We start from the raw sequence: 22,898 nt of genomic DNA on the forward strand, positions 1-22,898 counted from the left end.
CCAGAATGCCTGCCACCCTTCTGCCTGTCAAGCTCCCACGCGGAGGACCTTGGCGCCCCGCCCCTTGCCGGACTTGAGATCCCGAAGCGCCCGATTTGCATCCTCGAGCGGATACTCCGTCAACTCGGGACGGATGGTCGGGTTCTGGGCAGCAATCTCCAGAAACTCCTCCACATCGACTCGACAAACATTGGCCGCGCTCTGGATCTCCTTCTCGCGCCAGAGGTGAAGCGAGTAGTCGAGGCCAAGAAGCTCCTCCCGATCCTCCTCCTCCTTGCGAATCGCATTGATGACCAGGCGGCCGGCCGGGGAGAGGTTTTCCAGAGCTTCGCGAACCGGCTTCCAGGCCGAGGTCGTGTCGATGACCGCATCCAGAAGACGGGGAGGCGTCTCGTGATGTCACCGGTCCAGTGAGCGCCGAGTTCCAGGGCGAAGTCCCGCTGCTTCTCACTGCGAGCAAAGACATAGACTTCGGTCTCCGGGTAGAGATGTCGGATGAGCATCAGAACCATGTGAGCGGAAGAGCCGAAGCCGGATAGTCCGAGGCTCTGCCCGTTCTTCAGGCCACAGAGTTGCAGGGAGCGATAGCCGATGGCTCCCGCACAGAGCATCGGAGCCGCCTCGGCATCCGGAATCTCTTCGGGAATGGGAAAGGCATAGTCCTCATGGATCACCATGGACTCGCTGTAGCCCCCGTTGGCATCGCGGCCCGTCGCAAGAAAGCGGTCACAGAGGTTTTCATTTCCGCAAAGTCAGGCCTCGCACTCTCCGCAGGAGGAGAAGATCCAGGCAGCGCCCACCCGGTCCCCCCGGAGAAAAGCGATCCGCCTGGGCTCCGCAGACTTCCACTCTGCCCACGACCTGATGCCCGGGCACCATGGGGAGCGTCGAGGGCGGGCAACGCCCCTCGATTTCGTCGAGTTCCGTGTGGAAGACCCCGCAGACGGAGACCCGGATCCGGATCTGCCCCTCTTTGGGTTCCGGACAGGGAATGTCCGTCTCTTCCAATGCTTCCAGGGAAAGGGGCGCCGTGGCCCGAAGAATCATCGCCTTCATCCCGCCTCCTTTTGAATCAAGATAGCAGGATGGCAAAAAAAGAAAACCCCCGTCCGAAGACGGGGGTTTCCAGAATCGATCTAGCAGGTTCTAGTAGAGGCTCTTCACGAGACCCCAGTCCGTGGACTGGGCAGCCGTGGTGCACTCGGGACCGGTCATGTCGATGGTGTAAGCACCCATGTCGCCGCCGTAACCGTCGACAACAACGAAGTAGGAGTTTCCGGAGGAAACCGGAACGGGCTCACCAGAAGCAACGCTGAGCTCGGAAATCCAGCCCGGGCACAGGTCGTCGTTACAGGCGACGAGCGTGCTCGCATCGTTCTCGTAGACATAGATCTTCGTGTCATAGGCAGAGCCGACACACATGGTAATTTCAATCTCGCCATCAGCGCAGGCATCCCAAACGTAGACGACATCGGGAGAAGTGGAGCCACCGTAGGGGCAAACTTCATCGTAGTCATCCAGCGCGTTGGAAGTGTCACCCGTGTTGCTGTAGGGGAATCCGGGGATAGCCGTCGCATCAGCGAGGGTGTCTCCGCCCTGGCGATCACCAGCAGTCGGGGTTCCGGGAACGTAGCTTTCCGGCCATTTCGCATCGGCAATCGCCATGGAAGCGACGAAGAGCAGTCCGGCAAGAATCAGAATAGCATTTTTCATAGTAAATCTCCTCGAAGAGTTGCTGAGTCTTGTTGCAAATCAAAAGGGGTTAACCCATATGCTCTGAAGTTGTCCCCGAAAACGCGTGGGGAAACGGAGACAAAGCTCCAGAACTCCCGAGCTCTGCAACTGTAACACAGAGCTGCCGTGAAAGTAAAGGAGGCGTGGAAAGAAAAACAGGTTCTATCGTCTGAATATTGGGCGGGCCGCCACAAGCCCCTGAAATGACGGAGCTTGTGGCATCTCCAAAAGCTAGCGCAGGAGGAGCATACTCCGGCTCTGCCTGCCCGATTCCGATTTCAGGCGCGCCTGATAGAGCCCCGAAGACAGGCCTGTGCCGGACTCATCGCGACCATCCCAGTCGAAGTCATGGGAACCGGCGGCCAGAAGACCGGCGGCCAGAGTCCGCAATTTTCGGCCCTGAATGTCGAAAATCGAGAGTTCCACGGGTCCGGGCTCCGAAAGGGTAAAGGAAATCCGGGTCTTCGGATTGAAGGGATTTGGCCAGTTTCTGTGCAATACCGCAGAGGACGAGGGCAGGGAGGGAGAGGAGGTCGCCGACCAGGGTTCCAGGAAGAAGTGCTCGAGAATGAACTCAACATTGCTTCGCAAGGCATCATGGTTCATCCGGTAGGGACGGCCTGCGATATGAACGAAGTTTCCTCCCTCGGGACGCTCCAGGCCACCGCCAGGAGGCTGGGCATGGACACCGCTTCCCCGGTCACCACTGAAGCCCGCAGTATCACGAAAGAGAAGCGTGCTGTTCGGGCCCACCGTCGTATCATAGACATCGTTCCAGCTCTGGTTGCCCGTAAAGGGAATGTCCACGAGGCCCGGATAGTCGGCCACGCAGTTGCCAAGAGTGCTCTGCGTGTTCCGCCAGGTGATGCCCAGATAGTCCGAAAGCTCTCCCTCCAGGAAGGACTGGCTTCTGCGGGTCATCAGCAGGACATTCCCTCCCACTTCCAGATAGGAGGCGATGGGTGTTTCCATCCAGGCGGACAGATCCCCGTTGTAGTTGTTCCCCACCCAGATGACCGTCGAGTACTTGCCGATCTCGTCACCGGAAACGGCTCCGTGACCGAGAGGCTCCGGCAGGTTTGTCGGGTAGCCGGAAGAAGGTTCGTTGAAGCAGTCCCAGAAACTGATCTCATGGTCGCCCCAGAAGATGCTGTCCTCATAGGCGCTGTAGATTTGTGAGGAATAGGTATCCCAGTGCACACCATTGACGAGCAGAATCCCTTCGGCGAAGCTTGGATTGGAAACCGAGGTCTGTACCTGTCGAAGGATCCAGCGATCCGGATCCAGTTCCACGGACTCCACAGTTCCCGAGACCGCCAGCGAATAGTTCTCATTGGCCTGGCTGTTCTGAATCACATGCTCAAACACGCCTTCGCTGCTGGTAATCCTCACATCGATGGGCATGGTAAAGAGACCCGTGTTCGTCTGGATCTGCTCGACCAGGAGCTCCACATTGCCTCCGGTATCCAACCAGTTCACCCGATAGACCGGGAAGTACTCGCCGTAGATCCATTGATCAAAGAAAGCATCGAGATCCAGACCACTCACGGATTCCATGACATCGCGCAGGTCTTCCGTTGTCGCGCTGTCGAAGCCGTATTGGGACCGGTACTCGGCGAGACCTGCGAAAAAGTCCGTGTCGCCCAGCACATTCCTCAGCATGTGAACCACCCAGGAGCCCTTGTTGTAGCTGAGATTGGAGTTGAAGATATCCCAGACATTACTCGGATCCTCGACGAAGATCGTGCCGTCGCCGTAGTAGGCCGCATAGTTCATATAGTCCTGATAAACCGGGAAGCCTTCGCTGACTTCCTTCCAGTAGGCTTCGCACCAGGTGGCAAAGCCCTCGTTCAGCCAGATGTGTCCGAAGTCTGCGCAGGTGATCATGTCGCCCCACCACATGTGACCCAACTCGTGGCTGATCACATCTTCCCACCAGCCGCCGAGACTGGTCATGGTCTGATGCTCCATGCCGCCACCCCAGTTGAACTCTGCGTGTCCATACTTCTCTTCAATAAATGGATACTCGCCGAAGCCCTGAGCGAAGACATCCATCATGTCGGGAACCTTCGCATAGTTGGTCTGCACATCGCTGTAATGATCGGGGAAGACGAAGTGCTGGATTTCCATGGGGTCGCCGCCGGCCTGCGGCGTGTACCAGTCGGAGAACTGCGTGTAGGGATGGATGGCCAGAGAAACCAAGTAGGTGACGATGGCATAGTCGGAGTGCCAGTGGAAGGTGCGAGTGCTTCCATTGTCCACATCCGAAATCAGGAGCCCGTTGGAGGCGACGATCAGGTCATTGGGCACGGTGACGATGATGTCGATGCTGTCGGCCTTGTCCGTATTGATGTCCTTGCAGGGCCACCACTCCCTTGCCCCGTAGGGTTCGCTGAGCGTCCAGATCATGTCATTGCCCGCATGGGAATCCCAGCCAAAGGCATCGCCTGCCGGGTTGCCCGAATAGTCCACCGTCACTTCCACCGTTTCGCCATTCATGTAGACCCGGTCGAGATCCACCGTGAGAACATCTCCTGCGTGAGTCCAGCTACTCGCAACACCTCCGCTCGTGACAGCAGAAACCGTCAGGCCCGCCAGGTTCAGGTCCATCTCGCTGATGGAGGAGCCGATGACTGTCGCGCGAACGGTTCCCTGTCCCGTCAGGATGCGGGTCGTGGGATTCAGGTCGAGATTCAGTCCGTAGTAAATCGCATCATAGAGATCCTGGTTCGGCGTGCGTTCGTTCACGGCACGAGACAGACCCTCATAGAGCCGGGCCTTCATTTCGGCTTCCCCGGCACGATGGGAGAGAATCTCGTCTTTCGGGGAAAGGGCTTCCCCGAAGACGGAAACACTGAGGAGAAAAAGGGTCGCAAGAAACAGGACGGACCTGCGCAGAAAGATCGACAGCATGGGAGCACTCCGTGGCTATGGGGAAATTGAGGGTGCGATTATAGCACCCTGAAGAACTTCCCTCAATGCCGGAGCTAGAGATTCAGCAGGAAACGTGCGCCCAGCTTGAGTCCACGCGTCTGCGAAGGACTCCAGGCGCCCTGGATTCCCGCGAAAGTGTCAAGCGTCAGGGCACCGAGTCGCAAACCCAGCCCCGCACTGATACCTTCGCCCCCTTTGCCGAAACCCAGTCCGATTCGGGGGCGAAGTCCCCGGATTCGCTGCCACTCGACACCCATCATGCCAACAGGACCCCGGGAATCCCCCAAACGGTCTTCGGTCTCCAGAACCAGCAGGAGGCTCTTTCCCTGCCAGGCAAGACCGGCGCGAATGTCGCGGGGAAGTTCGCTCGTATAGGCCTCGCCCGCAAAGATGCTGTCCGAAGCGGCGAACTCCAGATCATCACCCAGACGCCACCGTTCCATTTCGATTTCCCAGAAGCCCTCCTCGACTTCCTGATCCCAATGGATGGATGCGATCGCATTTTCCAGGGTCGCTCCAATGCTCCACTGGCTCTTCCACTGAATGGCCAGGGAAAGATCCAGTGCCTGGCCACTTCCTCCGCGGGCACTTCGGTAACTCGCCTCGGCACTTCCCTCAAGACCTTCCTCTCCGCTCAGGAGGGCACCTTCGGTATCCAGAATCTGAAGATGATAGAAGCCCTGCAGATAGCGGGCGCGAACGCCCAGTGCCGCCTGTAGTCGGCGGCCGCGGTAGACCGGAAGACCGAGTGCCAGATCCGCCGATGCATAGAGCGATGCTTCGCCACCGCTGTCTCCGAAATCAAAGGGCTCTTCCACATCATTGCCCATCAGAACCAGGTCGAAAAAGTCCCGGTCCAGATTCCCTCGCACATCCGCTTCCGCAGAAAGACCCAGAGCGAGGAAGCCCCGGCGGATCCCCAGAACACCGGCAGAGAGATCGGCACCGAGTGCCCAGCCTTCTTCGGGGATTTCCTGAAGGATTTCTCGCTTTTGCTCTTCATTGAGGTCGGCACCGCTACTGGCATTGTAACGGGCAAGGGAGAGGGCGTTGTTTCCGAGATCCGCAGAGACCGATGCCAGGGAAATCTGCCATCCCAGATCCAGGGCAAGGCTGGCTGCATTTCGACCGGCGGCATCAAACCCCCGGACATGAGCCGTAGAGGATGCGGAAAGACCCCATTCACTCAGCATGCTAGCGGCAGAAGCCGATGTGGCGAGGAGAAAGAGGATAAAGACCATGGCGATGCGAAAAACCCGACGGATCATTGGATACCCTCCATGATGGAAACTTCTGCTGAGAGCAGACCACGAATCTCCAGATAGTCATCGGCGCGGAAGGCCACCGATTCTCCACCGCTTCCGGGAAGTTCCAGTCGCAGTGCGATAAAGCGTCCTTCCCCGACGAGATCGAGAATGTCATCCTGCGCGAGGATCAACTCCTCCTGGCTTTGCAGAGCCTCGCTGACAAAGCCGCTCTCGGGATCCCGGGGAGCAGCAGTGATGGAAAAGGGACCGATCACGCTTTCGGGACTCTCATAGACACTGCTGGAATCGGAACTCGTAAGAAAGTAGAGATCCAGATCCAGAGGAAGGTGGTTCTCTACTTCCGCAAGCAGGGACACGGACTCCATGGATTCCTCGATGAGCCTTCGCGTGTCCTCTTCCAGATCCAGAGTCATGGGATCCAGTTCGATCTCGCCCGCTTCCACCCGTGCAAGAAGAGGAGCCTCCAGACTCCAGAAGATGCTGGCTCCCTGTCCCGGTGCGGCGGTTCCAATCTCATCGTCGCCCCCCACACGAACCCGCCCCGAAAGCTCAATGCTATCGGGAGTGCCATTGAGAACTTCGATGATGTTGCTGTTGTTTTCGTCAAGCGTGATGACCGTCTTCTCCGCTTCACTGCCCCGGGATGCGAGGATGGGAGCGAAGTGTTCAAGATGACTGCTGGAACCATCTGCACGAGTGGACTCGATCCTCAGTTCCAGTTCTCCATGGATGCCCAACTCATTCCAGACCTCAATCACGAGACTCATTTCCCGAAGCTGGAAGCTTTCCAGTTCGGAGGGAATCGAAAGCTCTTCCTCGACAGGATCAATGTCGAAGCTCTCCTCCGGGAAAGTGCCGGTGACGCTGGCCAGATCCAGACTGGAAGCGGCGATGACAGCCTCCGCCGAGTCGCTGGCTGCCAAATAGACCACTTCGCCACCACTTCCGGGACTGCTCATCTCGATGTGATAGGTCAGGGAATCAAGGAGTTCTGCACCCGGAGCCAGAATGCTCGTGCCGGCAAGATCCAGCACTTCGACGGTCTCGTCGCCGGCTTCCAGCGGAATCACCCGGCGAAGCGGAAGCCCTCCGGCGTCATAGAGTTCCTCAAAGAGAAGCGTCGCCGTGCAGGGGATGGACAGCCCGTTCCTGACTTCGATTTCCAGTTCGCCCTGCTCGATTTCTGCTTCAAGAACGCGAAGCGAATCTCCAAGAGTTATCCCGCGGGTTTCGCTAAAGTCCTGCGGCTCCACTTCGGCGAGAGCTTCATCGACGATGAGATCCGCCAGTTCCACTTCCAGGTCGATAGAGCTGGAGACATCCACATCCTGAACAGCGCTTGCCCCCGGACTTCCCCCCAGGATGCGAAGGTCCAGAGAGTCGGGCAGTGTCAGGCCCGCAAGATCGACACTGCTCGACGCGCTTGCGCCGGCTGCAATCTCCGACTCGAAGTATATTGTGGTCAGAAGAAGCCCGCTCTGCGGGTCCCGCAGTTCACAGCGAAGTAGTTCTGGTTCCGAAGCACCGGAGATCGGAACCTGAAGGCCATTGATGATCAGGGCGCGTAGTTCTCCCCCGATCAGATGGGCGCTTTCCACGCCGGCAACATCCTTGCGATCCGGTGTCAGCTCGAACTCAAAGGCCGGAACCTCCACTTCCCCCGGAGGCAGCGCTTCAGACTCCGGATAGAGTTCCAGCAATGTGTAGTCGTAGGCAAGCGCCTCCCCGGCGCTCACGTCAAAGGTCCCCAGTTCCAGCCCGGCCCGGGTTTCCGGGAGATCCACGGACAGGTTCTGCTCCAGTTCCACGCGAAGGCTCTCCCCTTCAAAGGAAATCCAGAGCCCGGAGTTCTCATCGGCCTCGATCAGTCCCTCTTCGTCAAGAAGGTCTTCGAGAAGAACTTCCTGGGAAGCGAAGGGAATGGTGATCGGAGTTGTGAAATGGGGAAGCGCGGGTTCTGCTATCTCGCAGGCCCCCAGAAACACGGTGAGAAGAAGCAGGGAGAAATAGAGGCGGCGTACATTCATGGTCACTCTCGCGGCGATGGGTTCTCCTGTAAAATGCAAGGCATATGCCCTCCCCCGGCGTGGAAACGCAGGAAGCACGAGGGCGCGAAGGGGAACGACGGGACGCCGAAGGATTGGGGAGAGGGAAGCGAATCGCCGGCGGGTGGAAAGAAAGGTACCAGACTCTCCGCCATGCGGGATCGGTGTTTCCCATGCTTCCCTCTTTTTGAATCATGGGATTGGGATTGATGAGGAACTGTGCGATACTATCAGAAAGCTACAAAGGAAAACGCCGTGCGCTTTCGACCCTTCCTCTGGATTCTCTGCTTGGCCCTCCCGGCTCTCGCGATCGAGGAGACGATGGTCTTCTCCAGTCCCGAAGCCGATGGGGCCCCCTGTTGGAACGCCAGTGGCGACAGTATTGCCTTCTCCTCCCTGCAAAGCGGTAACTGGGAGATCTACCGCATTGCCTCCGGGGGCGGTGAGGCCGAAAACCTCAGCCAGCACGAGGACACGGACATCTATGTTCACTGGAGTCCGGCAGGATCGAGCCTTGTCTTCACCTCCAGCAGAGACGGCGGCGACATGGATCTCTGGATCATGGACAGCCCGGGCGCAGAAGCCAGGATCCTGACCCTCTGGGAAGGCTACGACAACTTCGCCGCCTTCGATCCCATGGGCACTCGCATCGCCTTTAGCAGTGACCGCGACGGCGACATCGAGATCTGGCTTCTTGAAACGGAGGAGCCGGATGCTGCCGTGAAACTCAGCGACGGGCTCGTCGACTGTCTGCATCCTTCCTGGAGTTCCGACGGGCAGTGGATTGCCTTTGATGCGCAGGACCCCGACAACCCGGACCAACGCCGTCTCTATCGCATGCCACTTTCCGGAGGACCGGCAGAGGCCATCGAACATGGGTTGGACTTCGGCATCGATCCCTCCTTCTCCCCGGACGGGCAGTACCTGGTCTTCTGCGGGGGAAACGATCTTCTCGAGTGGGATCTCTGGGCCTGGGATTTTGAAGAGGAGAGCCTGGTCCAACTCACCGACAACCGCTTCTCCGACCAGTCACCCGTTTGGAGTGCCGAGGGAGAAAGCATCGTCTTTGCAAGAGTGAGCCACGGGAACAAGGATGTCTGGACGATCAGCGACCTGCCAATCCAGACTCCGGTTCGCAGGACGAACTGGGGGAGCTTCAAGGCCGCTTTCTAGAGACTGCTTCCCAAGAGAAGGAGAATCGCTGCCACGGGGCCGAGGAAGACTCCGTAGGGCAGGGTGTCGCGGGCCGAGACCCCTTTCCGAAGGATCAGACCGATTCCCCAGAGTACTCCCAGGAAAGAAGCAAGAAGCAGGGCCAGGAAGACTCCCTTCCAGCCCAGCCAGGCGCCCAGCATGGCGGCGAGCTTCACATCGCCTCCTCCCATGCCGACAACGCGGCGAATGAGCCAGTAGATACCGATAACCAGCAGCAACCATCCGGCTCCAAGAAGGATTCCCAGAGCGGAATGCCCCCAGCTCACTCCCAGAATCGGGGCACAGGCAAATCCAAGAAGCGTCCCCGGCAAGGTGATGCGATCCGGGATGATGCCATGCTCCCGGTCGATGAAGACTACCGCCACCATCGCCAGAAGAAAGACGCCACGAAGAAGTGTGGAAGCCAGCCCGTCGGAATACTGGGCGGCCACGAGGAGGCAAACGCCCCCGATCAGTTCACCCAGGGGATAACGCACGGGAATCTCCTCGCCGCAATGACGACAGCGTCCCCGCAGCAGGAGATAGCCGAGGAGAGGAAGTTTCTCCCAGGCACGGATGGGAACTTCGCAGTTCGGGCAATGGGAGCCGGGACGGAAGAGGGAAAGTCCGCGGGGAAGTCTCCAGGTCACGACATTCAGAAAGCTGCCCAAAGAAAGTCCGAGGAGGAAGAGAAAGAAGAGAGGAAGTGGGTCGTTGTGGCTCAGGGGAATCATACTCTCTCCTCATTTTTCTAGCGTCGAAATCGAATCAGGAAGGCAAGAAGCGCTCCCAAAGGCAGGGTCAGGGCCAGCAGGCCGGCCACTCCATAGCCTTCGAGCAGGGGACGGAAAAACCCGAAAACAAGGTCCCGGAGAAACGGAAGAAGGGAGGAAAGGTTCCCCAGTACTTCTTTCGCGTTTCCCGGTCGCTCGAGCGCCCACTGCCCGGCTTCCCGATGGAAACCGAGTGCCTTTCCGAGAATCAGCACCATTCCCAGGAAGGCCAGAAGCCTTGCCGGGGAGAGAAGCCCGAAATGCCGCTGTCCCTTTTCCACCGTGAACCAGGGGAGAGAGGCTTTGCCGCTCGTACCCTGACTGCTTCCTGTACTGTCAAATGCAGGTTCCGTGCCTCTGAGGCGATTGAGAAAGAGATAGTGGGCCAACCACTTGCCCTCGAAGTCATCCGGGGACTCCTTCCTGCCGACATCGTCCTCTTCCAGCATTCCAAGGATTTCCTCGATCCTGATTTCTCCGCTCTCCTGCAGGCTTTCGGGAAGATGTTCGCCCAGCCACTGCAGCAGGGAGGCCATCTGGCCTTTCAGTTCGAGGATCTCATTATTCGGCTCCTCCCCTTTCCTCTCTTTCTGAAAGAGACTCCGGTACTCAAGCCAGCAGGAGATCAGGCGACTCATTTTCCGCCGGAAGCGGAAGCGATTGCAGCTTTTCATGGTCCTCCTTTCAGACCTTCAAGAGGCTCTCGACCCGTCGGGGGTTTTGAAGTCTCGGCAGAACAGACTCGGCCGCCACCACTCCGGAAGAGAGCAAGTGCATCAGGGAATCATCGAGCAGACACATGCCCTCGGCAGAAGAGGAGGCGATGACATTGTCGATCTGCTGGACCTTGTTCTCGCGAATCAGGTTCTCGATGCTCTTGTTCACAAAGAGAATCTCGCGAGCGGCCACCCGGCCTTCCCCATCGCTGCGAGGCAAAAGAACCTGAGAAAGGACGCAGCGCAGAGTCATGGCCAGCCGGGTTCGGATCTCCGCCTGATCTTCAGGCGGGAAGACATCGATGATCCGGTTGACGGTCTTTGCTGCAGACTGCGTGGCCAGAGTGCTGATGACCAGGTTTCCGGTTTCAGCGGCCGTCAGCGAAATCTCGATGGTCTTGCGGTCACGCATCTCCCCCACGAAGATCACATGCGGCATCTGGCGAAGGGCGCTTTTCAGTCCCGAGGGATAGTCGAAGGTATCGCTCCCCACTTCCCGCTGATCGATCACGCAATTATGGGGACGCATTCGATACTCGATGGGATCCTCAAGAGTGATGATGTGCTTTGCCGAAGGGTGCTCGCTGTTGAGATAGTTCAGGAAGGAAGCCACCGTGGAGGACTTCCCCGCACCGGTTCCTCCGGTAACCAGAAGAAGCCCATTGGGAATTCTGGCAAGCCCTTCGATAAAGTCCCGCGACAATCCCAGATCCGAGTAATGCGGTTCCCGAAGGGGAACTACCCGCAGAACACAGCCCACCGTCCCCTTCTGCATCATCATGCTCACGCGAAAGTTCGCCACGCCTTCCAGCTCATAGGAAGAATCCAGTTCGTGATTTCGCTCGAAGTCCCGAATACCCTCCTCCTTGAGCAATGCATAGCTCAGCTCGCGACTCTCCTCTGCACTCAGACGCTCGTCCCGCCAGGGAACAAGGCTTCCATTGATGTGAAAACTCACGGGCGAGCCGGCCGAGATGAGAATGTCACTCGCCCCCCGCTCTGCCCCGTCTCGTAGCATTTCCTGCAGGAGAGTCATGATCCTCCTCCCCCGCTTTGCTGACTTTTTCGCGGGGCTTGGGGAAGCCGGGAGCCTTCGTCACCCACGATGCGCGGGGTGATCTCGATCAGAAGATCGAGGTTCACATTCTCAACCTTCGTGTATTGAAAGAGACGGCCGAGAATCGGAATGCTTCCGAGAAGAGGCAGCTTCTTGACCGTCCTCCTCTCCTCTTCCGAAAGAAGGCCGCCAAGATAGATCTTCTCTCCGTCTCGGACTCGCACGCGGGTCTGGGCTCGTCGGGTGGAAGTTTGCGGGAGGTCTTCGTCGGTTCCGACAAAGCGGAGAATGCGAGAAACTTCCGGGACCACCAGGGTCGTGATGAAACCGTCTTCATCCACCCGGGGCGTAATGTTCAGGCGCACGCCGACATCAATCTTCTCCAGTTGAACCGTCTGGAAGGCACCGGCGGCCGCAGAGGACTGAAGGGAACTGATCATCACGGGAACCGTCTCGCCCGCGAAGATTTCGGCGGCCTCCCCATCGAGAGTCACCACCTTTACATCCGAGAGCAACATGGCGTAGCCCTCGCTGATCAAGGCATCCACGGCCAGCTCGAAACTCTCAAGTTGGCGAAAGAAGGACTGCCCGCCCTCAGCGGGGGTATAGGCCATTTCCCCGGGAAGCGCGCCGGGTGCAGAAACCCCGGGATCACCTTCGCTGAAGATCCCTTTCCAGTGGGCCAGCTTTTCCCAGTCCACGCCCAGTTCCATCAGATCGGACAGGTTCACTTCAATCAGACGAGCCTCGATAAAAACCTGATCCGGCTTGCGGTCGAGTTCCTCCAGAATCCTCTCCGCCTCCTCCAACTGCGACTGCGTCCCCCGAATGAGGATCCGGTTTTCCCGCTCGTTCGCAGTGACACTTCCTCCCAGTAGCCCCAGCATGTCGCTTACTTCATCCGCCCTCGCATAGTTCAGATCGTAGACGCGGGAGATTTTTCCCGTGGGCAACTGGAAGCGTTCATGGGGAGCCACCAGAATGGAACTACCCACTCTTTCGAAGCCCAGACCCGCGGCGCGGACTACCAGATGAAAGGCCTCGTCGAAGGAGCTGTCCTCCAGATGAATGCTGATCGAGCGCGACTGCACTTCAGGACTCGTAATGATGTTCAGACCACTTCGCTGGGCGAGGATCTCCAGAATCTCGTTTACCGAGGTATTCTCTGCGCTCAGGGTGACAAGGCCTGCTTCGGGAGCCAGTTCTGCCTGCAGCGGCAGGACGAAAAGGAAGAGAAGCGGCAGGATGCTATGGACAAGGTGGCGTTTCATCGGCTCTCCTTCACTGGGTCAGTTCAATACTCTTCGAACCGCGACTCACGCGGACGCTCTCTCGGTGGATTTTCACGACACTCCATCCGGCAAATCGATCTCCCTCGCTCAGCCAAGCCGAGTCCTTTCCATCGAGACGGAGAATGGCTCGGGGCGCAGTCTGCTCGTAGAGGATTGCCTTGAGTCGGGGTTGAGAAACTTGTTTTGTCTTTTTGGGCAGAGCGGCAGTGGCCTTCTTTCGCTTCTGCCTGATCTCATGGAAGGGATCCCTGCCCCCGCCCCGAGCATCCCGGATCCATTGCAGTCTTTCGCTCACGATGTCCGTGTAGAGGATTTCGTCCTGATCCTGCGCGACTGGCGACTGACCGGCGTTCCCCCGGATACTGGCAACAGCAGTAAGAGCGGTCTGTCCACGAAAGCCGAAAATCAGAACGGCGAAGAGAAGCAGACCGCAGCCAAGCCAGAATCCCTGAAGGCCCTGAAAACCACGGAACATGTCAATTCCTCCAGGCCGGATCGTAGAGGGAAAGCTCAAGACGGGTTTCCAGAGAGCGGGAAGAAGACTGCGCCTCCACACGGATGGCTTCGATACTCACAAGCCTTGCTCCTGACTCGAGAGTCCGAAGGAAATCAAGCGTGGAGGAGTAAGTGCCAAGGACGCGAAGAAAGAAACGGGTGCGCTTCATATGTTCTCCGGCGCTGATTTCCGTGCTTCGCATCTCCAGTCTTTCCAGCCCCGCAGCCTCCAGCCTTTCTCCGAGAAACTCGGCAGGGCCGGAGTCGCTCGAGTCTGAGAGACACTCCTCCAGGCCCTGGGATTCCAGAAAGCGAATCAGCCCCCGCTCCTCTCTTTGCAGGCCCTGCATCCGGCTCTCTTCCTCGCGGAGTTGGTCCAGCTGTCGGATCATTCGATCGAGTTCACCGATTCTCGGCTGCGTGAATCCGAAGTCTAGGGAGAAGCCCATCAGGAGCAGGAGAGCGGAGACGGCAAGAATACGGGAGAAGCCACTGGAAAGAGACATCATGACCTGCTCTTTCCGCCGACAATCTGAAAGCGGCTGTTGGCCCCATCCTGAACACTCTCCAGACGAAGTTCCGGGAAGTCCCCTCGGAAGCGATCATCTGCGCCCAGAGTTTCCACAAAACGGGTGAAGACCGAAATCTGCGCATCCCGCCCGCTGCTTTCTCCCCAGATTTCCAGTTCTCCCTCTCCGTCTTCGCTCATTTTGCCTTCAAGGCGAACAAGAACCAGACCTTCTTCTGTCTTCTCAGACAGGGCGGACAGAAGTGGAGACCAGTCCTTGCGGGCCGCACGGATCTCCAGCATTCGACGCGCCGCAAGCAGGGCTCTCTGCTGCTGGGACTGGGACTGGATACGCCGACTCGCGGCCTCTGCGCGCTCATGAACATCACCCAGACGCTCATGGAGCAGGGATGCACTCAGGCCGATGGAGGCAATGGCCAGAAGGACAGCACCCGTAAGCAGGGTCTGCAAGGCCAGACGCAGGCTGCGATGAAGCAAGTCTCTGCGGCGAGCCCGGTACTCCGGATAGAGGTTGATCCTATACACCGTCGCCCCCCCATCGAAAGAGGCCGCTGGCCAGGACAAACCGGGGGCCCATGTTCGAAGAAGCCGAAGGTTCAAGAACCCGAACCTTCAGGTTCAGTGCCTCTTCCAATAATGTGGGAAGGTTCTCCTCCAGAGCGCCCCCGCCTGCAAGAAAGAGTGCCTCTACATCATTTTCAAAGCGGTCGCGGTAGAAGAGGATGCTCTCCCGAATATGACGCGCCAAAGAGGAGTAATCCGACTTGTCCTGAAACTCCATTCTGCGACTGAAGAGCCCGCCCAGGGCACAGGCCAGATGGAGGAAGCACTTCTCCTCACCGAGATCAAGAACCGCAAAGGCCCGGTCATCGGGGAAGCTGTCGGGAAGAAGACGGCGGCATTCATTCAGACTCGCCAGGGCCTCCAGATCGAGAACTCTCGGCTCCAGTCCGAGAGAGGACAGAACGGAAAGGGCAAACAGCCGGGATTCAGCGGGAATGGCTGCCATGAGGACCCGGATCCTTTCCCCACTCTCATGGCCAAGATTCTGGGCAGAGAGAATCGGTTCCTCCATTCCTTCCAGATCCAGATGCACACGGGCTTCATAGGGAAGGGCCCTTTGCAGATCCCTGTCACCAAGGCGGGGAAGAAGAACTTCCCGCAGGCTTGCGCCCTCTCCGGAAATGGAAACGCGGATGTCTCCGAGATCGCGACGAGACAGCTTCAGGCGCTCGAGTAGCCTGCGAAGCGCATCCGCAGTGTCCTGGACAGGGTCTTCCCCCGCCCTTTTCACCTTCTCCATTCCAAAGGCAGTGATCTCCAGGTTTCCATTGCGAGTCAGCCCGTGCACCAACTTGACGCTACTTCCTCCGAGATCAATTCCCGTCTGCCTGCTGACGCTTCGAATCACGATCCTCCTCAGAGTTCTTTCCATTGCAGAACTTCAATGCTGCCGGAATAGGCCACGATGCCGTCGTCCCTGAAATAGGCGGGAAGAAAGTCCAGGAAACCCGCGTCGTAGGTAATGTCGGGGCCACCGATGCTGTACCAGTCGCCGAGGCAGAGGATCTCTCCCACGCAATGAAAATTCGCGCCCACACGCTCCACATCCCCGGTCACATAGCCGAGCGCGGGCCAGCTTTCGCTCCCCACATTGCCAAGGGCTCCATTGCCCGCACGCTTCTGAAAATCCCGCGCGATGAAGGCCAGCCCGTTGTAGGGTTCCATGTCCACCTGCTTCATCGTGATCACACCGCCGGTCCAGTAGAAGGAATCCATGCGCTGGCTGTCATTGCTTCCCGTGAAACGGGAGTTGATGATGGTGGCATGAAGAGTCGTGCCGGGGTCTCCATCGAACTCCAGATCAGCGATCCCGAGTACACCGGGGGGATCCAGAAGGGGAGCGGATCCGAAGTTGACCACAACGGACTGGTCGCCCGGCTCGCGCCGAAAGATGCCCGTATCCTCGTTGAAGTAGAAGTCAATCTCTGCACTGTTACGGAACTCGAACTCGAAGAGCCCGTTCTTGGACTTGAAGTCGGTGACCGAAGTCAGACTGTCGCCGAGGCTCGTAGTGATGTCCTGCCCGTAGCGGTCGAAGATTCTCGCCTGCGGAAGCCCACCGATCTCGGTTCCCCGAACTTCGTAATAGGTGTCCTGCGGATAATACGAACCCTCGGTGAAGACAGGAGGCGGAGTAATCGCAACTCCCTCCACCACCTCGCCGCCACAAGTCAGGTGCACATTGTTCGGTCCGAAATCGGCGCTGCCTCCAGCGAAACTCAAACCATCGAGACAGAGATTTCCATTGGCTGTCAAATCCCCAGCGGCATAAATCCCGAATCGGAAGGCGGCCGGGATGATCTGAGCCATTATTTCCACCTCAGCGCTGGCGCTTTCCACCAGTCCTGAACCCAGAAGTCGCAGGATCCCCGACTGCCCCTGGAAGGTCGTGTCTTCGATGGCCAGTGAGTAAAGCCCCCGACCCGCACTTTCCGAGTCCCATCCGGCTCGCCAGGAACCGTTTTCCAGAAACCTTGCTCTCGCCCTCTCCACTGCGCCTTCTGCCAGATAGAAGGATTCGAGCTTGTCCTGCCGGTGCAAAGCCATGCGCGTCTCATGAGAAGAAACCTGATAATAGGAAGTCGCCGAAAGGCCGATGACCATGAGAAAGAGAGTGACCGTTGGCAGGGCAAAACCCTCCTGGGATTGAATCCATGTTTTCCTCATGATCCTCCTTTCAGGGGCGAAGCGAGACCATGGTCATGGAAGAGACCCGGTTTCCCGCTTCATCCAGCAGTTCGAGACTGAGGGTCAGAAGACTGCTGTCGCTATTGGCTGAAACTGAAAAAACCGTGCAGTCGCTGTCCTGCATGTCAGTACCGTTCTCCTGGAGCCGATACTGACTCCCGGAAGCCACGCGTCGGTAGTGATGCAGTACCGTTTCCCCCGGATCGAGGGTCTTGAACTCACTGCTGTTCAGAAGAGAGATCCCGTCGGCGGCGCGCAGCGAGTGGCTCATTCGATCCAGCACTCTTGAGGCCTCCTGCTGCAGTTCCAGCTTCGACATTCCCCAGTTCCAGGCGGCCTGGTTGCCAAGCATGAGATGTCCGAGTCCCATCATCACCAGAATCGCCAGGGAACAGGCCACCATGAGTTCCATAACGCTGAAGCCCTTCTCGTTTCCTCTTCCCGGAAGCCATCTCATTCGATCTTCCTTCCAATGATGCTCGTGCAGTTCAGCGTTCTTGCAACTTGATTGCCGTGGACGAGCGCGTCCCATTGAACCGTCAGCGTCAGGGTCGTGGCCGAGGTCTCCAGATCCCCCGCCAGCACGCTGTGAGAGACCTGATACTCCTTGCCGTCCACGGTGAAACTCTCGATGCTTCCTTCCAGATCTTCGAGGTTTTCGTAGACGACCCCATTTCGAATCGTCTCCAGTCGAGCCTGAAGAACGGCGCTCGCGTTTCTTCTCTCTTCTTCCAGATCGAGTTGACCGCGTCCGAGCGTGTAGACCTGGCTCAGTCCCGCGAAAGCGACCAGAAGAAGGAAAGCGGCTATCATCACTTCGATGAGAGTAAAGCCGCTTTCTCCTGCAAAGAGGGAAGGGCGCCTTGCTTTCGATCGTTTCACGCTCGCCCCCTATTCAGAAAGGGCCGGAAGCCTCTCGACTCCCGACCCCAAATCCCTAGAGTCCTGAAACCACAGGAGCGACGCCGCTGGAGTAAATGTCTGCGACACTCACAACAACGGAAACTCCCACCATCTTGCTGCCTGCAGTCCCGGTTCCCGTGATCTCAAGAGCCGTTGAAAGAGCATTGCCCCCGGCTCCTGCACTGAAAGCATAGGAGAAGTTGTCCGAGTTTCCGAGATCGACAATGCCGCCTGCTCCAGCAGGCCAGGTCGGATTGCCACTCCCGTCCTGGTTTTCCATTGCCCAGGCCTTTGAAGCAGTGATGATCTCGCCAATCCTGCCGGTGCACTCGGTGACTCTCGCGTTCTTGACATACTTGCCATAGAGCGGAATTGAGATCGCTGCGAGAACGCCGACGATGACGACAACGACCATCAACTCGATCATGGTGAAACCCTTCTCATTGGGCTTGCGACGGATAATCTTCATAATTCCTCCAGCAGATCTGTGTTAGTGCTTGGGGCTATCCAGCGGGTTTCTTCCCGCCTTGGGCTGGCTTGCTACAAGAAGCATGCCCTTGGGTCTTTTCTGTGAAGAGCCTGGAGAAGTTGAATTATCATGGGTTTGCGGATTTTGGCCTGGATCGGAATCTCGAAGTACAACCGGGGCTTCCAACAGACGATGCTTGCCTTCACTGCACAAGCAGATGCAAAAAGGAAGGATGAGGAAGGCTGGAGAAGACTGATTGCTGACCAGCGAGGAACAGGAAACAGCCAGTCCCCATGCGGCCTAGAGCGCGTGCCCGCCACGCATGACGGCTTCGCCGAGAGTAAAGATCGGCAGGAACATGCCTAGCACCATGACTCCGAGCATCAGTCCGACAATGACGATCATCAGGGGTTCAATCAGTGTGGAGATCCCGTGAACCGAGGCTTCGACCTCCCGGTCATAGAAGTCGGAGGTCTTTCTCAACATGGTGTCGAGTCCCCCGGACTCTTCTCCCGTGGACATGAGCTGAAGGACCATCTCCGGAAACTTGCCGGTGCTTCGAAACGAGGGAGTCAGGGCCTGCCCTGCTTCCACCTGTGCCCGCACCTGCATTACCGCCCTATGAATCACGGCATTGCCCGAGGCAGCCCCTACCAGTTCCAGGGCTTCGAGAACCGGAAGGCCGCTTTCCAGCAGGATTCCAAGAGTTCGAGTGAAACGACTCATCACGGATTTCTTCAGGATGACACCAAACAGGGGCATGGAGAGAAGGAAGCTGTGCCAGAGATATTTGCCCCGCTCCGTCCGAAGAGAGAAGAAAAGCCCAATGAGTGTCAGAGCGCTCAGCAGAAACCCGGAGAGAAAATGGCCCTGCACAAAGGCAGAACTCTCGATCATGATTCGGGTCAGAGTGGGAAGGTCCGCTCCCAGATCAGTGTAGAGTTTTGCGAAGGTCGGGACGATTTTTACCAGCATGAGAAGAATCGCCAAGGCTGCGAAGACCATAATGAAGACCGGGTAGGACAGGGCGCTTTTTACCTTCGTTCGTATCGCATCGCTCTTTTCGAGATACACCGCGAGATGTTCCACGACACTATCCAGCGTGCCTGCGCGCTCGCCCGCGCGAACCATGCTCTGGTACATGCTGTTGAAAACTGCGGGATGCGCTTCCAGTGCCTTTGAAAGGCTCTCTCCCCGCTCAATCCGGTCGCAGACATCGAGGATAGTCTTCCCCATGCCCCGGCCTCCCTTGTCGCTGGCCAGACCGCGAAGCCCCCGGGAAAGGGGGATGCCCGATTCCAGAACCGTGGCCAGTTGCCGGCTGAAGAGAGCCAACTCTCTCTTGCTTGCTTTCGGGGGAGACAGCTCGCGGAGCCAGTTGAGAAAACCAGCCAGCAGCGGTCCCCGGCTTTCATGGATGTGAAGAACGGCCAGGCCCATGGTATGAAGCTCTGCGATGACCTCGTCGAGATTCTCTCCGGCAAGGTGCCCGCTGAGTTCTTCTCCGTGGCGGCTCTTTGCAATGTAGGAAAACACGGACATTCTTATTCCTCACTCAGGCAGACCCGCAACACTTCTTCGGGAGTGGTCTCGCCACGCAGGGCCTTCTCCATGCCGTTCTGTTTGAGCGTTTTCATTCCCTGGGAAATGGCAAGAGACCGGATCTCAGACGCGGGGCGGTTCTCTGCAATCATCTGCCGAATCTCCGGCGTGATGGCGAGTTTCTCCACGATGGCCACCCTGCCCGCAAATCTCCGCTCCTTGCAGTGCGGGCATCCTTTTCCCCGCTGGAAACCTTGCTTTCCTTTCGGCGCTCCGGCCGCCGAGAGGATTTCCCCCGAGGGTGTGTAATCTTCCAGACAATGAGGACAGTTTCGGCGCAGTAGCCTTTGTGCGATCACGAGCGAGAGGGCGCTGGCGGTCATGAAGGAATCCGAGCCCATGGAGGCAAGTCGGAGAGCCGTACTCGGTGCATCGTTTGCGTGAATCGTGCTGAAGACCATGTGTCCGGTCAAGGCTGCCCGGACGGCGATTTCCGCGGTCTCCCGGTCCCGGATCTCCCCGACCATCACGACATCGGGATCCTGTCGGAGAAAGGCGCGGAGAGCGTTTGCAAAACCGAGATCCTTCTTCTTGTTCACCTGCACCTGGTTGATGCGGTTCATCTGGTACTCTACTGGATCCTCAATGGTGCTGATGTTCAGGGATTCGCAGTCCAGTTCGGAGAGACCCGCATAGAGAGTCGTCGTTTTGCCCGAGCCCGTGGGACCCGAAAGCAGGATCATGCCATAGGGCTGCCGGATGGCCTTGAGGAAGTCCCGATAGTCCTCTTCTCCCAAGCCCAGTTCTCGCAGGGAGTAGCTGGCCCTTCCCTTGTCAAGCAGTCGAAGAACCGCTTTCTCGCCATGCACGGTCGGAATCACCGATGCCCGGATGTCCACAGACCGGTCTCCCTTGCGATAGGAGAACCTGCCGTCCTGCGGCGTCCTGCGTTCTGCAATGTCCATCTCGGAGAGAATCTTGATCCTGCTGCTTGCTCCCATGGTTACACTGGCGGGAAGTCGATGGGCATCATAGAGGATGCCGTCCACTCGAAAGCGCACCAGAAGACCCTTCTCGCCCGGCTCCACATGGATGTCCGTCGCTCCCTCATCAATAGCCTGCTCAATGACCTGGCTGACCAGGCGAACGATACTCGCTTCTTCCGCGCTTCTTTGCGCTTCCTCCTCCTCTGCCGCTTCCGCACTTGCGAAGACTCCCTTGCTTTCACAGGCGACACGATCGATCAGCCGACTGAGATTCCTCGTCTGTTCAATCTGCCGGTAGCTGCTCTCCAGATGTTCCTCGATGATCTCTGCTCTTGCCAGGTGGATGCGCACTACGCGCCCGCTTGAACGGATCATTCGGCGAAGGTGTTCGAGGGCCTCCCGGTCAACCGGATAGCGCATGGCCACATGAAGCGTCTCGGAATCTGCTGAAAGGGGAAGTAGTTGATGTCGCCGGGAAAACTCCACCGGAACCAGTTCCAGAGCAGCATTCTCCACGGGGTGTTTCAGGGGATCAAAACGCCCATAGTCGAAGTGACAGGCCAGGGCATCAAGCAATTCCTCGGGACCGAGAACACCCTTGCGCAGGAGCAGTTCCTCAAGGTGTTCGGGAACTTCCTTCTCCTCCACAAGAAGTTCCAGCAGGCGAGAAGGACTGATCAGTCCCTCTCGTACCAGAATCTCTCCCAGTTCGGGAGGGCTGATCGATTTGGAATCCTGTTGCAAGGAAACCCCCAGGTTTTCTCCGGGGCTTGCAAGTCAAAGACCCTCCCCTCCTGAGAGACCATGGGGAAGGAAGTGAAACTCCTGGAAAGCCGCCGGGGGGCGACATCGGCCAGATTCCTTGCAGCTGGCAGATTCCATCGCGCCTGAAATCCCTAGTCGTAGTACTCCGTTCCCAGGTGAGTGATGAGATCTTCCCCCTGCAGATGCCGAAGGTTGTTCTTCAGCTTCATGAGCTGGATGAAGAGATCATGTTCGGGATAGAGTTCTTCGGCAGCCTGGGGGCTTTTGAAGTAGAAACTCAGCCATTCCTGAATACCGCTCATCTCCGCACGGGACGCCATGTCGAGAAAGAGAGCAAGGTCGAGAACGATGGGTGCGGCAAGAATGGAATCCCGGCAGAGGAAGTCCACCTTGATCTGCATGGCCTGCCCCATCCATCCGAAGATGTCGATGTTGTCCCAGCCCTCCTTGTTGTCCCCTCTTGGCGGATAGTAGTTGATGCGAACCTTGTGATAGAGGTCGCGATAGAGTTCGGGATACAGTTCCGGCTGGAGAATCGAGTCGAGAACCGAGAGCTTGCTTTCTTCCTTGGTCTTGAAGCTTTCAGGATCATCGAGAACTTCCCCGTCCCGGTTTCCCAGGATATTGGTCGAGAACCAGCCGGAAAGGCCCAGCATCCGCGCCTTGAATCCGGGCGCCAGGATGGTCTTCATCAGGGTCTGCCCCGTTTTGAAGTCCTTGCCGCAAATGGGAACACCATTCTGTTTCGCAAGATCCACCAAGGCGGGAAAGTCAGCACTCAGGTTGGGCGCACCGTTGGCATAGGGGGCACCTTCCTTCAGGGCTGCCCAGGCATAGACCATGCTGGGAGAGATCTCCTCGCTGAACTCGACCATTCCTTTCTCGAAAGCCTCGATGCTCTGATGGACCTCCGTCTGTTCGAGGAAGATCTCCGTACTCCCGCACCAGACCATGACCAGGCGCTCACAGCCATTCTTCTCCTTGAAATTCCGGATGTCCTCGCGAAGCTGCTCTCCGAGTTCCATCCAGTTCGCACCCTCCTTGACATGAGTGCCGCTGAGCTTCTTCACATAGCGCTGGTCGAAGACCGCCGGCATGGGATGAATCCCTTCAAGAAATTCGCGGATGGACTCCAGTTTTTCGCCTGGCAGGACGCCGGCGTGAATGGCCGCGTCGTAGGCGGAATCCTCGAAAAGATCCCAGGCTCCGAAGACCAGATCCTCCATGTTCGCAAGAGGCACGAAGTCGCGAATGAGAGGTGAACGATCTTCCGTGCGTTTTCCAAGACGGATGTGGCCCATCTGCGTGAGACTCCCGATGGGATGACCCAGACCTCTGCGCGCCAGTTCAACGCCCGCAATGAAGGTCGTGGAAACGGCACCCAGGCCAGGAGTCAAGACGCCCAAGCGTCCCTCTGAAGGCTGTATCCCTGAATTCGACATAGC

Annotated in this window: 20 protein-coding genes and 1 pseudogene; 1 reads left to right on the forward strand and 20 read right to left on the reverse strand. The window is 57.9% G+C overall.

Annotated elements, in window-relative coordinates; translation table 11 throughout:
• Positions 1-27: 27 nt before the first annotated feature.
• From QGH30_03545 to QGH30_03565, 5 genes and pseudogenes are all read right to left on the reverse strand, one after another.
• Positions 28-1,056 (reverse strand): annotated as a pseudogene (locus tag QGH30_03545) (alcohol dehydrogenase catalytic domain-containing protein).
• Between the two features lie 90 nt (positions 1,057-1,146).
• Complete coding sequence (locus QGH30_03550) at positions 1,147-1,713, reverse strand: hypothetical protein (protein MDP7021408.1); 567 nt, start codon at positions 1,711-1,713, stop codon at positions 1,147-1,149.
• A 252-nt stretch (positions 1,714-1,965) separates the two neighbouring features.
• Positions 1,966-4,647 carry a M1 family aminopeptidase gene (locus tag QGH30_03555; protein MDP7021409.1) on the reverse strand — a complete coding sequence of 894 codons (2,682 nt, stop codon included), beginning with the start codon at positions 4,645-4,647 and terminating at the stop codon, positions 1,966-1,968.
• Positions 4,648-4,721: 74 nt separating this feature from the next.
• Positions 4,722-5,936 carry a DUF5723 family protein gene (locus tag QGH30_03560; GenBank protein ID MDP7021410.1) on the reverse strand — a complete coding sequence of 405 codons (1,215 nt, stop codon included), beginning with the start codon at positions 5,934-5,936 and terminating at the stop codon, positions 4,722-4,724.
• Positions 5,933-7,963, reverse strand: coding sequence for a hypothetical protein (locus QGH30_03565; GenBank protein MDP7021411.1), 2,031 nt, complete (start codon positions 7,961-7,963; stop codon positions 5,933-5,935). Before QGH30_03565 ends, QGH30_03560 begins: the two co-directional genes overlap by 4 nt.
• A 273-nt stretch (positions 7,964-8,236) precedes the next feature.
• On the opposite strand from QGH30_03565, the gene QGH30_03570 reads away from it, so the two are divergent.
• A complete protein-coding gene (locus QGH30_03570) occupies positions 8,237-9,154 on the forward strand; it encodes a hypothetical protein (GenBank protein MDP7021412.1) in 918 nt (305 codons plus the stop codon).
• On the opposite strand, the gene QGH30_03575 is transcribed toward QGH30_03570, so the two are convergent.
• The 15 genes from QGH30_03575 to QGH30_03645 form a co-directional block, all read right to left on the reverse strand.
• Complete coding sequence (locus QGH30_03575; protein ID MDP7021413.1) at positions 9,151-9,909, reverse strand: A24 family peptidase; 759 nt, start codon at positions 9,907-9,909, stop codon at positions 9,151-9,153. The two genes, QGH30_03570 and QGH30_03575, sit on opposite strands and share 4 nt — an antisense overlap.
• Before the next feature lie 17 nt (positions 9,910-9,926).
• Positions 9,927-10,622, reverse strand: coding sequence for a hypothetical protein (locus QGH30_03580; GenBank protein MDP7021414.1), 696 nt, complete (start codon positions 10,620-10,622; stop codon positions 9,927-9,929).
• A gap of 10 nt (positions 10,623-10,632) precedes the next feature.
• Positions 10,633-11,700, reverse strand: a complete 1,068-nt coding sequence (locus tag QGH30_03585; GenBank protein ID MDP7021415.1) for a PilT/PilU family type 4a pilus ATPase — start codon at positions 11,698-11,700, stop codon at positions 10,633-10,635.
• Positions 11,697-12,992 (reverse strand): secretin N-terminal domain-containing protein, encoded by a 1,296-nt coding sequence (locus QGH30_03590; protein MDP7021416.1) that lies wholly within the window; start codon positions 12,990-12,992, stop codon positions 11,697-11,699. Before QGH30_03590 ends, QGH30_03585 begins: the two co-directional genes overlap by 4 nt.
• 10 nt (positions 12,993-13,002) lie before the next feature.
• On the reverse strand, positions 13,003-13,488 hold the full coding sequence (locus QGH30_03595; protein MDP7021417.1) for a hypothetical protein: 486 nt from the start codon (positions 13,486-13,488) through the stop codon (positions 13,003-13,005).
• A 1-nt stretch (position 13,489) separates the two neighbouring features.
• Positions 13,490-14,014, reverse strand: coding sequence for a hypothetical protein (locus QGH30_03600; protein ID MDP7021418.1), 525 nt, complete (start codon positions 14,012-14,014; stop codon positions 13,490-13,492).
• Positions 14,014-14,562 (reverse strand): hypothetical protein, encoded by a 549-nt coding sequence (locus QGH30_03605; GenBank protein MDP7021419.1) that lies wholly within the window; start codon positions 14,560-14,562, stop codon positions 14,014-14,016. Before QGH30_03605 ends, QGH30_03600 begins: the two co-directional genes overlap by 1 nt.
• The gene (gene pilM, locus QGH30_03610) at positions 14,555-15,448 is read right to left on the reverse strand and encodes a pilus assembly protein PilM (GenBank protein MDP7021420.1); all 894 of its coding nucleotides are present in this window, start codon (positions 15,446-15,448) and stop codon (positions 14,555-14,557) included. The genes QGH30_03605 and pilM overlap by 8 nt, the downstream gene beginning before the upstream one ends.
• Before the next feature lie 8 nt (positions 15,449-15,456).
• Positions 15,457-16,767 carry a pilus assembly PilX N-terminal domain-containing protein gene (locus QGH30_03615; protein MDP7021421.1) on the reverse strand — a complete coding sequence of 437 codons (1,311 nt, stop codon included), beginning with the start codon at positions 16,765-16,767 and terminating at the stop codon, positions 15,457-15,459.
• A 10-nt stretch (positions 16,768-16,777) separates the two neighbouring features.
• Entirely contained in the window at positions 16,778-17,245 is a 468-nt protein-coding gene (locus QGH30_03620; protein ID MDP7021422.1) for a hypothetical protein, read from the reverse strand.
• On the reverse strand, positions 17,242-17,670 hold the full coding sequence (locus tag QGH30_03625; GenBank protein MDP7021423.1) for a prepilin-type N-terminal cleavage/methylation domain-containing protein: 429 nt from the start codon (positions 17,668-17,670) through the stop codon (positions 17,242-17,244). Before QGH30_03625 ends, QGH30_03620 begins: the two co-directional genes overlap by 4 nt.
• A gap of 55 nt (positions 17,671-17,725) precedes the next feature.
• Positions 17,726-18,160, reverse strand: coding sequence for a prepilin-type N-terminal cleavage/methylation domain-containing protein (locus QGH30_03630; GenBank protein ID MDP7021424.1), 435 nt, complete (start codon positions 18,158-18,160; stop codon positions 17,726-17,728).
• A gap of 300 nt (positions 18,161-18,460) precedes the next feature.
• Positions 18,461-19,702 carry a type II secretion system F family protein gene (locus tag QGH30_03635; protein MDP7021425.1) on the reverse strand — a complete coding sequence of 414 codons (1,242 nt, stop codon included), beginning with the start codon at positions 19,700-19,702 and terminating at the stop codon, positions 18,461-18,463.
• Positions 19,703-19,704: 2 nt separating this feature from the next.
• Complete coding sequence (locus tag QGH30_03640; GenBank protein ID MDP7021426.1) at positions 19,705-21,432, reverse strand: GspE/PulE family protein; 1,728 nt, start codon at positions 21,430-21,432, stop codon at positions 19,705-19,707.
• 152 nt (positions 21,433-21,584) lie between these two features.
• Entirely contained in the window at positions 21,585-22,895 is a 1,311-nt protein-coding gene (locus tag QGH30_03645) for an inositol-3-phosphate synthase (GenBank protein MDP7021427.1), read from the reverse strand.
• Positions 22,896-22,898 lie beyond the last annotated feature (3 nt).

It is taken from the genome of Candidatus Krumholzibacteriia bacterium, from assembly GCA_030748535.1.
Taxonomy (GTDB): Bacteria; Krumholzibacteriota; Krumholzibacteriia; order JACNKJ01; family JACNKJ01; genus JASMLU01.

Excerpts from the sequence above, each read along its gene's own strand:
- QGH30_03555 (MDP7021409.1), bottom strand. The coding sequence starts at position 4,647 with ATGCTGTCGATCTTTCTGCGCAGGTCCGTCCTGTTTCTTGCGACCCTT.
- QGH30_03630 (MDP7021424.1), bottom strand. The coding sequence starts at position 18,160 with ATGAAGATTATCCGTCGCAAGCCCAATGAGAAGGGTTTCACCATGATC.
- QGH30_03645 (MDP7021427.1), bottom strand. The coding sequence starts at position 22,895 with ATGTCGAATTCAGGGATACAGCCTTCAGAGGGACGCTTGGGCGTCTTG.
- QGH30_03600 (MDP7021418.1), bottom strand. The coding sequence starts at position 14,014 with ATGTCTCTTTCCAGTGGCTTCTCCCGTATTCTTGCCGTCTCCGCTCTC.
- QGH30_03565 (MDP7021411.1), bottom strand. The coding sequence starts at position 7,963 with ATGAATGTACGCCGCCTCTATTTCTCCCTGCTTCTTCTCACCGTGTTT.
- QGH30_03585 (MDP7021415.1), bottom strand. The coding sequence starts at position 11,700 with ATGACTCTCCTGCAGGAAATGCTACGAGACGGGGCAGAGCGGGGGGCG.
- QGH30_03580 (MDP7021414.1), bottom strand. The coding sequence starts at position 10,622 with ATGAAAAGCTGCAATCGCTTCCGCTTCCGGCGGAAAATGAGTCGCCTG.
- QGH30_03615 (MDP7021421.1), bottom strand. The coding sequence starts at position 16,767 with ATGAGGAAAACATGGATTCAATCCCAGGAGGGTTTTGCCCTGCCAACG.
- QGH30_03620 (MDP7021422.1), bottom strand. The coding sequence starts at position 17,245 with ATGAGATGGCTTCCGGGAAGAGGAAACGAGAAGGGCTTCAGCGTTATG.
- QGH30_03575 (MDP7021413.1), bottom strand. The coding sequence starts at position 9,909 with ATGATTCCCCTGAGCCACAACGACCCACTTCCTCTCTTCTTTCTCTTC.
- QGH30_03635 (MDP7021425.1), bottom strand. The coding sequence starts at position 19,702 with ATGTCCGTGTTTTCCTACATTGCAAAGAGCCGCCACGGAGAAGAACTC.
- QGH30_03550 (MDP7021408.1), bottom strand. The coding sequence starts at position 1,713 with ATGAAAAATGCTATTCTGATTCTTGCCGGACTGCTCTTCGTCGCTTCC.
- QGH30_03595 (MDP7021417.1), bottom strand. The coding sequence starts at position 13,488 with ATGTTCCGTGGTTTTCAGGGCCTTCAGGGATTCTGGCTTGGCTGCGGT.
- QGH30_03590 (MDP7021416.1), bottom strand. The coding sequence starts at position 12,992 with ATGAAACGCCACCTTGTCCATAGCATCCTGCCGCTTCTCTTCCTTTTC.
- QGH30_03560 (MDP7021410.1), bottom strand. The coding sequence starts at position 5,936 with ATGATCCGTCGGGTTTTTCGCATCGCCATGGTCTTTATCCTCTTTCTC.